Origin of the sequence: Luteitalea sp. (genome assembly GCF_022842525.1) — a bacterium.
Lineage (GTDB): Bacteria > Acidobacteriota > Vicinamibacteria > Vicinamibacterales > Vicinamibacteraceae > Luteitalea.
On the sequence record NZ_JALHPM010000193.1, the window covers coordinates 1 to 11426 of the forward strand.

The following is an 11426-nucleotide window of genomic DNA, read 5'->3' on the forward strand; positions in this document are numbered from 1 at the left end:
GCGTCGCGGCCTCGGGGGGCGCCGGCGGCGCCCCGGAGCACGCGGCGGTTGCCAGCAACATCAGCGCGACGAGGCCGCGACGGTTGGCGAATCTCGTCCGTGCGGGGCTGGTGCCCGACCCTGGAATCGACGTGCCTGAGTGTACGCCGAGGCACGTCCCCGAGGGGCAGCCCCGTGCTACGGATTGGCGCGCTTGAGCTCCTGCCAAGCCTGGTCCTGCAGCACGGCGCGCGGGTCGAACGACGGCGAGTTGCTCAGGATGTAGCTGCCGTCGCTTCGGCTCCACGCCTGGCTGTAGCCGCTGCTCAACTCGACCTTGCCGTCGCCGCCCTGCCACGTCTCGACTTCGCGGATCGACTGGACGAAGGCCGTGTGCATGCGGTCCTGACTGCTCTGCGTCGCCTCCCAGCTCCGCATGCTGCTGTCCATGCCGGCCATGCGCTGCTGGAACCTGGCGGTGTTGGCGTCGCCCTGCCGCTGGATGTCGGCCATCCGCTGTGCGTGCCCACGCGCGTTGGCGGCCGTCTGTTCGGCGATGGCCGCCATCCGCTGGTGATGGATGACGTCCTGCTGCTGGCGCATCCGCGCGAAGTAGCCATCGATCGCCTCCTTCCACTGCGGGTTGGTGCGATAGCTCGACTTCAGGTTCGCGAGCAGCGTCTCGGCTTCGGCGCGGCGCGCCGCCGGGAAGCGGATGTAACTCCGCTCCGTGGCGTTGCCGTTGACCAGGCGCTGCATGCCGCCGGTGAACGGGTTGGGCATGTCCGTGATGAAGTTGAGCACGGAGACGAGCGCGAGCCCCTCGGTGCCGTCCTCCCACCGCAGGCGCGCGATGACAGCGTCGGCCTCGACGTCGATCTGCCCACCGCCGCTGTACTGCTGCAACTTCGGCATGTTGCGCGCGGCCTGGTCGCGGAGTTCGCGCGTGGCGGGGTCGTTGTCGCGGACATCGACGATCGTGGCGCCCTGCAGCTCGCGCGGCGCGAACACCTCGCGCATGTACCGGGTGGCGTCGATGGCGCTGCCGATCTCGCAGCCACCCTGCTGCTGCATCATCTGCATCTGCTGCAGCATCATCGGGTCGGACGCCCAGCCCCATGCGTGGATCGGCAAGGTCTGGAAGCGGATGGCGCCATCGGGCGAGGCGACGCTCCACTTCGCGCTCACCATCTCGCCGCGACACTCCTGCAGGCCCTTCCACACGACGCCGCCCTGGTGGCTCCAGCCGCGCGGCAGCAGCACGCTGAACGCCTCCGCCGGACGTTCGAAGCCGGCGTCGTCCATGAACCGGGCGCGCTCCAGCACCGTGTAGTCCCGGCCTTCGACGAAGGAGCCCGTGGGGCTCGGTCCGGCCGCGTCGGCCGGCGCCGCAGCACCGCCCTCGGGCGGCGCGTCACGGTCGGAGCGTGCTCCCGTGCAGGACGTCGTCGTGACAATCAGCATCGACAGCAGCAACAGACGCACGAACATGGAGAGGCCCTCGCGACAGTGAGATGGACGCCACGGCGACGGTCGGAGCACAGCTGTGGCCGCGGGTGCGGCATCGTAGCACCGGCCTGCTCCCTCAGCTCTCGTCGAGGAAGCCGTCACGCAGGCGGATGACCCGCCCGCCGTATTGCGCGTTCTCTTCCGAGTGGGTCACCTGGACGATCGTCGTGCCCTGATCGTTGAGCTGCTTGAACAGCTCCATGATCTCGCGCGCCTGCGACGAATGCAGGTTGCCGGTCGGCTCGTCGGCCAGGATCACCGACGGACTTGCCGCGACCGCACGGGCCACGCCGACCAGCTGCTGCTGTCCACCGGACAGCTGGCTCGGGTAGAGGTCCTTCTTGGCCACGATTCGGAAGCGATCGAGGATCTCGGCGACGATGCTCTGGCGGTCGGCGACGTTGACGTCGCGATACGACAGGGGCAGCTCGATGTTCTCGTAGGGAGGATAGGAAGCATTAATGGGGGCGAAGTTAACTGAAGATCCGTCCTCCGACTCCGTCTGCGTCCCCCAGGCCGCCCCTCAGCGCGACCACCAGTTCGGCCTGCTCGACGTCGCCGACACGGGCACGGCGCTCGAGGTCACCGCCAGCGCCCGCGACGCCCACGGGCAACTCGTCCCGGGCCTCGAACTCCGGTTGCGTTGCGACCAGACAGGCTGCGTTGCCCGCTGAGTGCGGCGGCTGAAGAGTCACCCTCACGGCAGACTCAAGTCCAACCAGCAGCGACTTGTCCTCCCGGTCGCGAAATACCCGATGAAGAGTTCGGGCCAAAACACTCAATCTCGACCTTGGCCCAATACCTGCAGATAGTGGGGCCACTCGCCACGTGACTGTGGATTCCGGCCACCAGGACGACGCGACGCCCCAGCCGCGCTGGGACCTCAGGGTCCGACTTCGGAGGGTTTCGATGTTTTCCCGCGTTCGCCTTGCCGCGCTTGTCGTCGGCGTCTCCCTGCTCGGTGCCTCCTCGTCCTTCGCCGCCGTCATCGGCGTCAGCAGCCGTGCCGCCCTCAACCCGACCGACTCGGTGGTCTGGAGTGACCTGGGTGGCGACCTGACCGCCCTGCCGGTGCCCACCAACACCACCAGCACCAATGGCGTCGGTGTGACGGTCGACGGGCCTGACGCGCTCGCGCTGTTCGCCGGCAGCACCTTCAACGCCGACTTCCTGGCCAGCGATGTCGTGCTGAGCACCTACAACCTCGACGAGGCCGAGGGCGTGTTCGGGGCCATGCGCCTGACGTTCGCGACCGGCCAGCGCGGCGCCGGGGCGCAGATCCAGTCCAACACGGCGGGGAACTTCATCGGCGCCATTCGCGCCTACGGCACGGGCGGGAATGTGCTCTTCGGGTACGCCGCCGGGGGAACGAACAACCAGAACGGCGACGGCAGCGCGCTCTTCCTCGGGCTGCTCAGCGACGCCAACGACATCTTCGCGATCGAGTTCGACATCCTGACCGGCAACGGCTTCGCGATCAACGACGTGTCGTTGACGCGGACGCCCGACGTGCCTGAGCCGGTGAGCCTCACGCTCGTCCTGCTCGGCGCCGGGTTGGCGGTCTCGCGCCGTCGCCGGCGCTGAGCCGGGCCCACACAACCTTTGAGGCGCGGATGCGTCGCCCCTGGGGCGCGCGCCCGTGCCTTCTTCAGCGTTCACAGCACAGCCTCAAGAGGTCACTGCTGACGTCTCGCAGACTCATGACGCTCGCGTCGTATGCCACCGTTCTGGCCGCCACGCTGGCCGTCACCTTCGCCCAGGCGCCGGCCCCGGCGTCCACCACTCCCGTCCGCGTCCGGTCGCCCGCGGCCATTGACGCCAAGCTGGCGCGCAAGAAGCCGCCCGTCGCCCAGCGCACGGAGGACCTCAAGCGCTGCGAGGATAGGAAGCATTAATGGGGGGGCGAGGTTAACGGAAGATCCGTCGTCCGACTCCGCCCGCGTCCCCCAGGCCGCCCCTCAGCGCGGATTTCCGCCCCGCCAAGCCCGCCGCACACGCCCATTCTGGCCCTCACACTCGGCAGGTCACGCACCACCCTGGGCCCGGCGGACATGGGCGGCCGCGCGGGTCGGCTCGCGAGACACACCTCCGCCGCTCCCCGTGTGGGAGACCCGGGGTCCGTCTGGGCGTCAGCCAGCATTGCTCAACTACCTTCACCCGTCATCGCGGAACACGGGAAGCCCATCGTCCCACCGTTCCTGCTCGGGAGATGCGGTCCCCTGCGGTGGCGCGCGCGCCGGGCGCGGCGCGGGGATCTCGGTCGGCACGCCGAGATGCTGCAGGATCCGGTCGATCACGGCGGCCTCCTCGATGAGGGCCGATCAGGCGCAGACGGCAACTGCGCGCGACGGTGGGGAGCCGGCCGTCTGGCGTCGTGGTCTAGACAAGCGATACCTTTCTAGATTGAGGCTATACGATGGCGATCAGTCTGAAGGACCCCGAAGTCGACCGCCTGGCGCGGGAAGTGGCCGCCCGGACCGGTGAAACGCTCACCGCCGCCGTCGCAGCGGCGCTCAGGGAGCGCCTGGCGAGGCTCAAGGGCCGGCGTCGACGGCGGCCGCTGCGCGAGGACCTCAGGGAGATTGCCCGCCGCTGCGCGGCGCTGCCCACGCTCGACGCCCGGCCTGCCGACGAGATCCTCGGGTACGACGACCGCGGGCTGCCCCGCTGATGGTCCTCGACACCTCGGCGTTGCTCGTGCTGTTGCTCGACGAGCCGGAGGCCGAGGCCTATCGAGCGGTGCTCGAAGAGGACGAGACCAGGCTGGTTTCTGCCGCCACCCTGCTGGAAGCCGGCATCGTCGTCGAGGCGCGCAAGGGCGAGGCCGGGGGCCGAGAACTGGGTCCCTGATCCACAGGGCCCAGAACGACGTGGTGGCCGTCGATGCCGAGCAGGTCGCCGAGGCCCGCCGCGGGTATCGCCGCTACGGTCGCGGGCGTCACGCCGCGGGGTTGAATTTCGGCGACGTATTCGCGTACGCGCTCGCGCGCACCTCTGGTGAGCCCCTCCTGTTCAAGGGAGACGACTTCTCGAAGACCGACGTCGCGCGCGTGCTCTGAGGTGTCGCCCGGCACTCCTGCCGGGCGGGCGGCGAGGAGCCTGCGGTTGTCGCCGACGCGGCGTCGTGGCAGGGCTGTTCACCAATCCTCTGTGGGAGGACGCTGATCTCCCCCGTGAAGTCCAGTCGTGGTCGCCGAGCGGGCCCGGCAGTTCGGCGACCAGTTCTCGATGCGCCGCTTCTTCGATGAGGTCGAGGCCGTCGGCCTGATCCCGGTGTCGCTGATCTACTGGGAACTCACCGGCGACGACCGCATGGTGCGTGAACTCGAGTCGACGACCGGACCGCTGCCGCCGCGGTGACCCGGACGCGTCGACGTTGCGCCGTCGACACGGGGTCGACATAGACTCCGCGCGTGACCCCGCCTCGCTCCGCGTTCCCCGTCCTCGTGCTCGTCCTCGTGCTCGTGGCCCTCTCTCTCGCGACGGCCGTCACGCCGGCCGCCCAGGACCAGCGCCGCCGCTGGCTCGCCGGTGACAGCCACATTCACAGCCAGTGGAGTCCCGGCTACGACCGCACGCAGACGCCGCCGACCTACCTGCGCGGCGCGGACGCCATCTACCCGACGCCCCGCAACGCCGCGATGGCGCGGCAGCACGGCCTCCGCTGGATGGTCACCACCGACCACGGCGGCCCGACGCACTCCAAGCTCAATCGCGACGAGGCCTATCCGGAGCTGCTGCAGTCGCGCACGGCGGTGCCCGAGGTGCTGCAGTTCTACGGCATGGAACTGAACCTGCCGGCGATGGACCACCACACGCTGATCGTCCCGCGCGCCGACGACGAACGCGACATGTTGTACGAGATCGAGAGCCGCTTCGACTCGGCCGACGCCTGGCCCGCCGACCCGGCCAGGAACACCGAGGCGGCACGGCAGGCGGCCATGGCGTTCGTCGCGGCGCTGCCCCGGCTCCCCCTGATGTTCGCCAACCACCCGTCCCGCTCCGCCAGGGGCATCTCGCAGTACGGCGTCGACGAGCCCCGCGAACTGCGCGACAACAACACGCGCGCGCCGCTCGTCTATCGCGGGCTCGAAGGTGGCCCGGGCCACCAGGCGTCCGGCCTCGCGAAGGACGGGTCGCCGCGACGCGACGCGACGGGTGCGCTGACCGGCTTCCGCGGGGGCTACTCGCGCCCCGGTGCCCACACCCTCGGCGGCTTCGACCAGATGACGGCCATCGTCGGCGGCCTCTGGGACTCGATGCTGGCCGAGGGGCGTCGCTTCTGGATCGTCGCCTCGTCGGACTCGCACGTGCACTACGACGAACCGGTGCGGCAGGGCAGCGACTTCTGGCCCGGCGAGTTCCACAAGACCTACGTCAAGGCGCGCCACACCTACGACGATGTGCTCGACGGCCTCCGGCAGGGGCGTGCGTTCGCCGTGGCGGGTGACCTCGTGTCCGAGCTCGACATGACGGCCCGGGCCGGGCGGGCGACCGCGGAGATCGGCGGCACGCTGAAGGCGCGGCCGGGCCAGGCCGTGTCGCTCGCCATCCGCTTCCGCGACCCCGCCGGCCCGAACCATGGCGGCCGTACGCCTGCCGTCACGCACGTCGACGTCATCGTCGGCGACATCACCGGGCCCGTCGCGGATCCGCAGGTCGACCGCACACCATCGACGCGGGTGGTCCAGCGGCTGACGTCGAAGGACTGGACGTGCAAGGGCGAGGTCTGCACCATCCAGACGCGGCTGCCGGGCGTCGCCCACTCGCAGTACGTGCGCCTGCGCGGCACGAGCACCCGGGACGATGAGCCGCAGATGGACACGGCCGGTGAGAACCCGTGGGACGACCTGTGGTTCTACGCCAATCCGATCTTCATCGAGCGAGGGGTCATCGTGGCGCGGACGACGGCCTCGACGGGTCGCACCTGGACGCCTCCCGTCACGCACACCCACGACGGGCGCCCGCACTGAGGCGCCGCACGGGGGGCGGCATTGCGGCATTGCGGCATTCCCCAGTTACCCTGTGCCCGTGCCGACTCTCTCCGAACTCCAGACGCCGCTGGTGGTGCTCGACGCGCCGGCGATGACGCGCAACATCACCCGCATGGCCGAGGCGGCCGCGGCTGGCGGCAAGCAGCTGCGGCCCCACGGCAAGACCCACAAGAGCGGCTGGGTCGCCGCGCAGCAGGTGGCTGCCGGCGCCGTGGGCCTCACCTGCGCCAAGCCGGCTGAGGCGGAGGTGTTCGCCGCCGCCGGCATCCAGGACATCCGCATCGCCTACCCGATCTCGCCGACCTACGCGGCACGAATCGTCGCGCTCATGGACGGGGTGCGCATCTCGACCGTCGTCGACGACCTCGGGGTGGCCCAGGGGTGGTCGGACGCGATGGTCGCCGCCGGCCGGCGGCTCGAGGTGCTGGTGAAGATCGACGTCGGCACGCATCGCTGCGGCATCGACCCGACGCAGCGCGATGCCGTGGCCTTCATCACGCAGGTGAGCCAGATGCCGGGCCTGGACCTGCGCGGCCTGCTCAGCCACGCCGGCCACTCCTACGCCGCGGGGTCGCTCGACGCCATCGCCGCCATCGCGCGCGACGAGGCCGCCATGCTGGCCCGTCTCGTCGACGGCTGCGCGGCGCGCGGCGTGGAGCTGGCCGAGGTCAGCGTCGGCTCGACGCCCTCGGCCCTGTTCTCCGCCACGCTCGACGGCATCACCGAGCTGCGCCCCGGCAACTACGTCTTCCACGACCGCACGCAGGTCGGCCTCGGCGTGGTGGACTGGTCGGGCTGCGCCCTTCGCATCCATGCCTCGGTCACCGCGTTCCCGGCGCCCGACCGGCTGGTGCTCGATTGCGGCAGCAAGGTGCTGTCCTCCGACGGCGCCCGCGGCTTCGGTCCCACGCCAGGCTTCGGCGTCATCCTCGGCCCCGACGGCCAGCCCGATCCCGGGCTGCTCATCGAACGCCTCTCGGAGGAACACGGCGTGGTCACGGTGACCGGGCCGACCCGCCTCCGCATCGGCGACCGCGTCACCATCGTCCCGAACCACGCCTGTGTCGTCGCCAACCTGTCGAACACCTATGTGGTGGCCGACGGCGACGAGGTGCTGGAGACCCAGAAGGTGGACGCCCGGGGCCTCGTGAACTGAGGTACCATGCCGGGTCTATGGCAGCGCGTGAACTCGGCGACGCACTCGGGATGATCGAGACCCGTGGGCTGGTGGGCATGGTCGAGGCGACCGACGCCATGCTGAAGACGGCCAACGTGACCTTCGTCAGCTGGCAGAAGGTCGATGCCGGCATGGTCACCGCCATCGTCCGCGGCGACGTCGCGGCCGTGAAGGCCGCGACCGACGCCGGCGCCGCCGCCGCCCGCCGGGTCGGCGAGCTGATCGGCGTCCACGTCATCCCGCGCCCCGCCGACGACGTCGAGACGATCTTCCCCATCTCGTAGACATCGACTCCCGTAGGCGTCGACCTTCAGGTCGACGCGCGTGTCGACGCGCGTGCCCGCAGCCGTCCGCCGACCTGCAGGTCGGCGGCTACGCCAGGTGCTCCACGACCACGGCGGTGCCGCTCGCGCTGACCATCAGCATGCTGCCGCCATTGCCGATCGTCTCGTAGTCCAGGTCCACCCCGATCACCGCGTTGGCGCCGAGCGACGCGGCCTGCTGCTGCATCTCCTGCACCGCGATGTCCTTGGCCTTGCGCAGCTCGGCCTCGTATGCCGCCGACCGCCCGCCGACGATGTCGCGGATGCCGGCAAACAGGTCCCGGAAGATGTTGGCGCCGAGGATCGCCTCGCCGCTGACCAGCCCGATGTACTTCACGACCTTCGCGGTGTCGAGGGTGGGTGTCGTCGTGATCAGCATGGTCTCTCGCTATTTCTCGAACACCGCGTACGGCCCGACGACCCGGTCGGTGACGTGGGCCGCGTCGATGTCCTTCTGGGTGACTCCGTTGGCGGTGTGCGTCCAGAAGCGGACGGTCAGCCGTCGGTACTCCAGCACGAAGTCGGGATGATGATCGTGGGTCTCGGCCTCGAACGCGAGCCGCGTCAGCAGCGCGACGGCATCGGGGAAGCTCGTGACGGTGAACTGGCGCTCGATGGCAGCGCCCTTGATCGACCACCCCGGAAGGGTGGTCAGGGCGGCGGCGAGCTGTTCGGCATCGAGGTGGTCGGACACGGGATCCTCGCAGAGTCAGAGGTCGAATCGGGAGGCCGCCAGCGCCGACGGCACGTCCGCGGACGCGTCCCGGACGATGGCAGCCACGAGGTCGGCGGTCAGCGGCGCGAGCAGGGCGCCGTTGCGGAAATGGCCGGTGGCATAGACGAGCCCCGGCAGGCGTCGTGACGGCCCGATCAGCGGCAACCCGTCCGGCGAGCCGGGCCGCAGTCCGACGCGCACCTCGGTGAAACTGGCCTCGGCCAGCTCGGGCACCAGCGCCTGCGCGGCCGTGCACAACTGCATCACGCCGGCCACGGTCGCCCGGGAGTCGAACCCGACGTGCTCCACCGTCGCGCCCACCAACACCTCGTCGGCCCACGGCACGAGATAGATGTCGGGCCCCCACAGCACGCGACGCAGGCTGCCGCTGCGCATCTGCAGACGGAGGAGCTGACCGCGCACCGGATGGGTCGGGATGACGGGGTGTCCGTCCACCCGCAGGTTCATGGCCCAGGCGCCCGACGTGACCACGACGTGGGAGGCGTGGAAGGTGTTGGCGTGCGTCTCGACGACCAGGCCGCCCTCGAGGCGCGAGACGTGCTCGACGGCCTCGGAGTGGAGGAAGCGGGCACCGTTGTGCAGCGTCGCCTGTCGCAGCGCCTCGATGAGGTCGCGGATGCGGACGGCGCCGTGCGGCTCGATCAGCAGCCCGGCGCGCTGCGGCGTCGCAAGGGGCTCGAGGTCGCGAACCGCCGCCACGCCTTCGACGAACTGGCAGGGCACGCCCTGGCCATGGAGGACGGCCGCGAGGCGCCGCAGGACCTCGGCACGATCGTCGGTGTCGGCGAGTTGCAGCGTGCCGTTGCGGACGTAGGGAACGTCCATGCCGGCGTCGCTGCAGACGCGGTGGATGAAGGCGTCGTACCGCGCGAGGCTGTCGGCACCGAGGCCCTGCAGCACCGGGTCGTGCGCCCCCTCGATGTGGGGGCACAGCATGCCCGCGGACGCCTGGGACGCGCCCGACCCCGGCGCACTCGCATCCAGCACCAGCACCTCGGCGCCCTGGCGTGACAGGGCGTGCGCCACCGCACACCCGATCAACCCGGCCCCGACGACGATCACATCCGGATGCGACGACACCCCGTCAGTTTAGACCGTCGGGGTGCATGGATGCGGACGCGTGATCGTCTGCGGGTACGGACACCTCGGCGAGGCGTCCCTCCCACATGACGCAGCTAGCGGCGCAGGTCGCGGAACTGGGCCTGCGCGCGGTAGTCGGCCAGCAGCGCACCGCCCGCGGGCGCCCGGTCCACGAGCAGCTGGTAGCTGCCCGAGAGGCTCCCGATCGCGACGTCCGGCGTGGCCCGCAACGCGGCGACCTCGACCCGCCGCGTCGGCGACGTCGTCGGGGTGTCGAGCCGGCCACTGAGCGTCGCCGCCTCGTCTGTCTGCACGGACCCGACGAGCGGCACGGGGGCGGAAGGCTCGGCCGAGTCGATCAGCGTGCCGGTCAGCTGGTCGCCGATCTGGACGATGGTCAGGGTGACGGTGCCGGACGTGGCCGCGCCGGGCACGCAGAACGAGGCCGTCGCTGTCGCGCTGCACGTGATCTGCGGCCGCGAGATCCCGCCGGTCCAGGTGCCCTGGTAGTCGTGCACCACCCGCATGGCGATGCTGCCGGATCCGGACGAACTGCCGGCGGAGATGGTCACCCGCCCGGCCCGACCCGCCGTGGCCAGCCCCGTGGCGCTGACCGACAGGACGCTGGTGTCGCTGCTGGTCCAGGCCACGCCGGTCACCGGCGTGCCGGCGCTGGTCGTCACGACGAGTTGCGTCGTCTCCCCCGCCCGCAGCGTGCTGCGCGCCGTCGTCACCTGCAGCGACCCGGTCGACGGTGAGGTCGGCGTGGTCGTGTTGTTGTCGCAACCGGCGAAGAGGAGGGCCAGCCCCGCGAACGCGGTGGCCACCAGACGGGGCATCACGTGGCGACTGTAGCAAGATGGGGAGGTCTTCGAAAGCCCATGCGGATCCTCACTGCGCCCGTCTCACGCGACACCATCGACGCCGGGATCCGCGCCGCGACCTACCCGGGCCACTCCCCCGCGCGGTGGGCCCTGCCCCTGCTCGACGCGCTCGACCCCGGCGTGGACGCGTGGCACCTGGTCGAACTCGATGAGGCGGCACTCGGCGCGCTGTGGCTCCCCGCGCATGCCGGCGAGGCGTGCCATGGAGACACGCGGCGCCTCGGCGAGGCGTCCGACGGCTCGGACGTACGCACCGCCCATGCGTGGCTGACGACGCACGGGGAGGCCTACGCGCGGGCCAATCCCTCGTGCTGGGGTCGGCTGAGTCACGCCGCCGCGTCGCCGCAGCACCCGATCGTGGTGTCGCCGGTCTCGGTGGGCGATCGCGTCAAGCCCGCTGACGCCGCCCTCGTGGTGGTGGACGGCTACCATCGCGCGCTCGGCTACTGGATGGCCGGGCATCGCACCTGCCCGGCATACCTGCCGGTGCTGCGCCAGTCCTAGCGTCAGCGCGACTTCGGGGTCGGCGTCGCGCGCTCGGTCGTCTCCCGCGGCTTCGGGTCGCGCGGCGTGACCCACGCCGCCGCCGGCCGCCCGGTTCGCACCTCACCCGTGGCCGACACGTTCTTCCCGTCGTCTCGCCGCGTCACCCAGCTCGCCGCAGGTGGCGTCACCGCCTCGCGCTGCCGACGCTCGTGGCGACCGTCAGACGCTGGCGGTTGGACCACGACGATGGTGGGCGCG

16 protein-coding genes and 2 pseudogenes are annotated in these 11426 nt (G+C 70.9%); 10 read left to right on the top strand and 8 right to left on the bottom strand.

Translation table 11 applies throughout. The features are described from left to right. Positions 1 to 177 precede the first annotated feature (177 nt). Both Q0C41_RS25765 and Q0C41_RS25770 read right to left on the bottom strand, forming a co-directional pair. Positions 178 to 1470: a hypothetical protein gene (locus tag Q0C41_RS25765; RefSeq protein ID WP_291988853.1), complete on the bottom strand. Its 1293-nt coding sequence runs from the start codon at positions 1468 to 1470 to the stop codon at positions 178 to 180. Positions 1471 to 1564: 94 nt separating this feature from the next. Then, a pseudogene (locus tag Q0C41_RS25770) lies at positions 1565 to 1930 on the bottom strand (ATP-binding cassette domain-containing protein); the annotation flags it as partial. A gap of 19 nt (positions 1931 to 1949) precedes the next feature. On the opposite strand from Q0C41_RS25770, the gene Q0C41_RS25775 reads away from it, so the two are divergent. The 3 genes from Q0C41_RS25775 (at position 1950) to Q0C41_RS25785 (ending at position 3383) form a co-directional block, all read left to right on the top strand. Next, entirely contained in the window at positions 1950 to 2162 is a 213-nt protein-coding gene (locus Q0C41_RS25775) for a hypothetical protein (protein ID WP_291988855.1), read from the top strand. Positions 2163 to 2397: 235 nt separating this feature from the next. After that, positions 2398 to 3072, top strand: a complete 675-nt coding sequence (locus tag Q0C41_RS25780; protein ID WP_291988857.1) for a PEP-CTERM sorting domain-containing protein — start codon at positions 2398 to 2400, stop codon at positions 3070 to 3072. Between the two features lie 116 nt (positions 3073 to 3188). Then, the gene (locus tag Q0C41_RS25785; protein WP_291988859.1) at positions 3189 to 3383 is read left to right on the top strand and encodes a hypothetical protein; all 195 of its coding nucleotides are present in this window, start codon (positions 3189 to 3191) and stop codon (positions 3381 to 3383) included. Positions 3384 to 3641: 258 nt separating this feature from the next. Here Q0C41_RS25785 and Q0C41_RS25790 read toward each other — a convergent pair whose 3' ends face one another. Further along, complete coding sequence (locus Q0C41_RS25790) at positions 3642 to 3785, bottom strand: hypothetical protein (protein ID WP_291988861.1); 144 nt, start codon at positions 3783 to 3785, stop codon at positions 3642 to 3644. A 119-nt stretch (positions 3786 to 3904) separates the two neighbouring features. Here Q0C41_RS25790 and Q0C41_RS25795 point away from each other — a divergent pair, with 119 nt between their 5' ends. The 6 genes and pseudogenes from Q0C41_RS25795 to Q0C41_RS25825 all read left to right on the top strand — a co-directional run bounded on the left by Q0C41_RS25795 (position 3905) and on the right by Q0C41_RS25825 (position 7943). After that, entirely contained in the window at positions 3905 to 4159 is a 255-nt protein-coding gene (locus tag Q0C41_RS25795) for a type II toxin-antitoxin system VapB family antitoxin (RefSeq protein WP_291988863.1), read from the top strand. Beyond that, a pseudogene (locus Q0C41_RS31520) lies at positions 4159 to 4547 on the top strand (type II toxin-antitoxin system VapC family toxin). The gene Q0C41_RS25795 and the pseudogene Q0C41_RS31520 overlap by 1 nt, the downstream one beginning before the upstream one ends. Before the next feature lie 127 nt (positions 4548 to 4674). After that, complete coding sequence (locus Q0C41_RS25810; protein ID WP_291988870.1) at positions 4675 to 4848, top strand: hypothetical protein; 174 nt, start codon at positions 4675 to 4677, stop codon at positions 4846 to 4848. A gap of 53 nt (positions 4849 to 4901) precedes the next feature. Next, positions 4902 to 6461, top strand: a complete 1560-nt coding sequence (locus Q0C41_RS25815) for a hypothetical protein (RefSeq protein ID WP_291988872.1) — start codon at positions 4902 to 4904, stop codon at positions 6459 to 6461. A 58-nt stretch (positions 6462 to 6519) separates the two neighbouring features. Beyond that, positions 6520 to 7638: an alanine racemase gene (locus Q0C41_RS25820; RefSeq protein ID WP_291988874.1), complete on the top strand. Its 1119-nt coding sequence runs from the start codon at positions 6520 to 6522 to the stop codon at positions 7636 to 7638. Between the two features lie 17 nt (positions 7639 to 7655). Next, positions 7656 to 7943: a BMC domain-containing protein gene (locus tag Q0C41_RS25825; protein ID WP_291988875.1), complete on the top strand. Its 288-nt coding sequence runs from the start codon at positions 7656 to 7658 to the stop codon at positions 7941 to 7943. 88 nt (positions 7944 to 8031) lie between these two features. Here Q0C41_RS25825 and Q0C41_RS25830 read toward each other — a convergent pair whose 3' ends face one another. The 4 genes from Q0C41_RS25830 to Q0C41_RS25845 all read right to left on the bottom strand — a co-directional run bounded on the left by Q0C41_RS25830 (position 8032) and on the right by Q0C41_RS25845 (position 10637). After that, positions 8032 to 8361: a heavy metal-binding domain-containing protein gene (locus tag Q0C41_RS25830; protein WP_291988877.1), complete on the bottom strand. Its 330-nt coding sequence runs from the start codon at positions 8359 to 8361 to the stop codon at positions 8032 to 8034. Between the two features lie 9 nt (positions 8362 to 8370). Continuing rightward, positions 8371 to 8676, bottom strand: coding sequence for a 4a-hydroxytetrahydrobiopterin dehydratase (locus Q0C41_RS25835; protein WP_291988879.1), 306 nt, complete (start codon positions 8674 to 8676; stop codon positions 8371 to 8373). 15 nt (positions 8677 to 8691) lie between these two features. Next, entirely contained in the window at positions 8692 to 9798 is a 1107-nt protein-coding gene (gene thiO, locus Q0C41_RS25840) for a glycine oxidase ThiO (protein WP_291988881.1), read from the bottom strand. A 95-nt stretch (positions 9799 to 9893) separates the two neighbouring features. Further along, positions 9894 to 10637: an Ig-like domain-containing protein gene (locus Q0C41_RS25845; RefSeq protein ID WP_291988889.1), complete on the bottom strand. Its 744-nt coding sequence runs from the start codon at positions 10635 to 10637 to the stop codon at positions 9894 to 9896. Between the two features lie 42 nt (positions 10638 to 10679). On the opposite strand from Q0C41_RS25845, the gene Q0C41_RS25850 reads away from it, so the two are divergent. Continuing rightward, positions 10680 to 11186, top strand: a complete 507-nt coding sequence (locus tag Q0C41_RS25850; RefSeq protein ID WP_291988883.1) for a DUF6309 family protein — start codon at positions 10680 to 10682, stop codon at positions 11184 to 11186. A 2-nt stretch (positions 11187 to 11188) separates the two neighbouring features. Here Q0C41_RS25850 and Q0C41_RS25855 read toward each other — a convergent pair. Continuing rightward, the coding region (locus tag Q0C41_RS25855; RefSeq protein ID WP_291988885.1) for a hypothetical protein at positions 11189 to 11426 on the bottom strand (238 nt) is incomplete at its 5' end.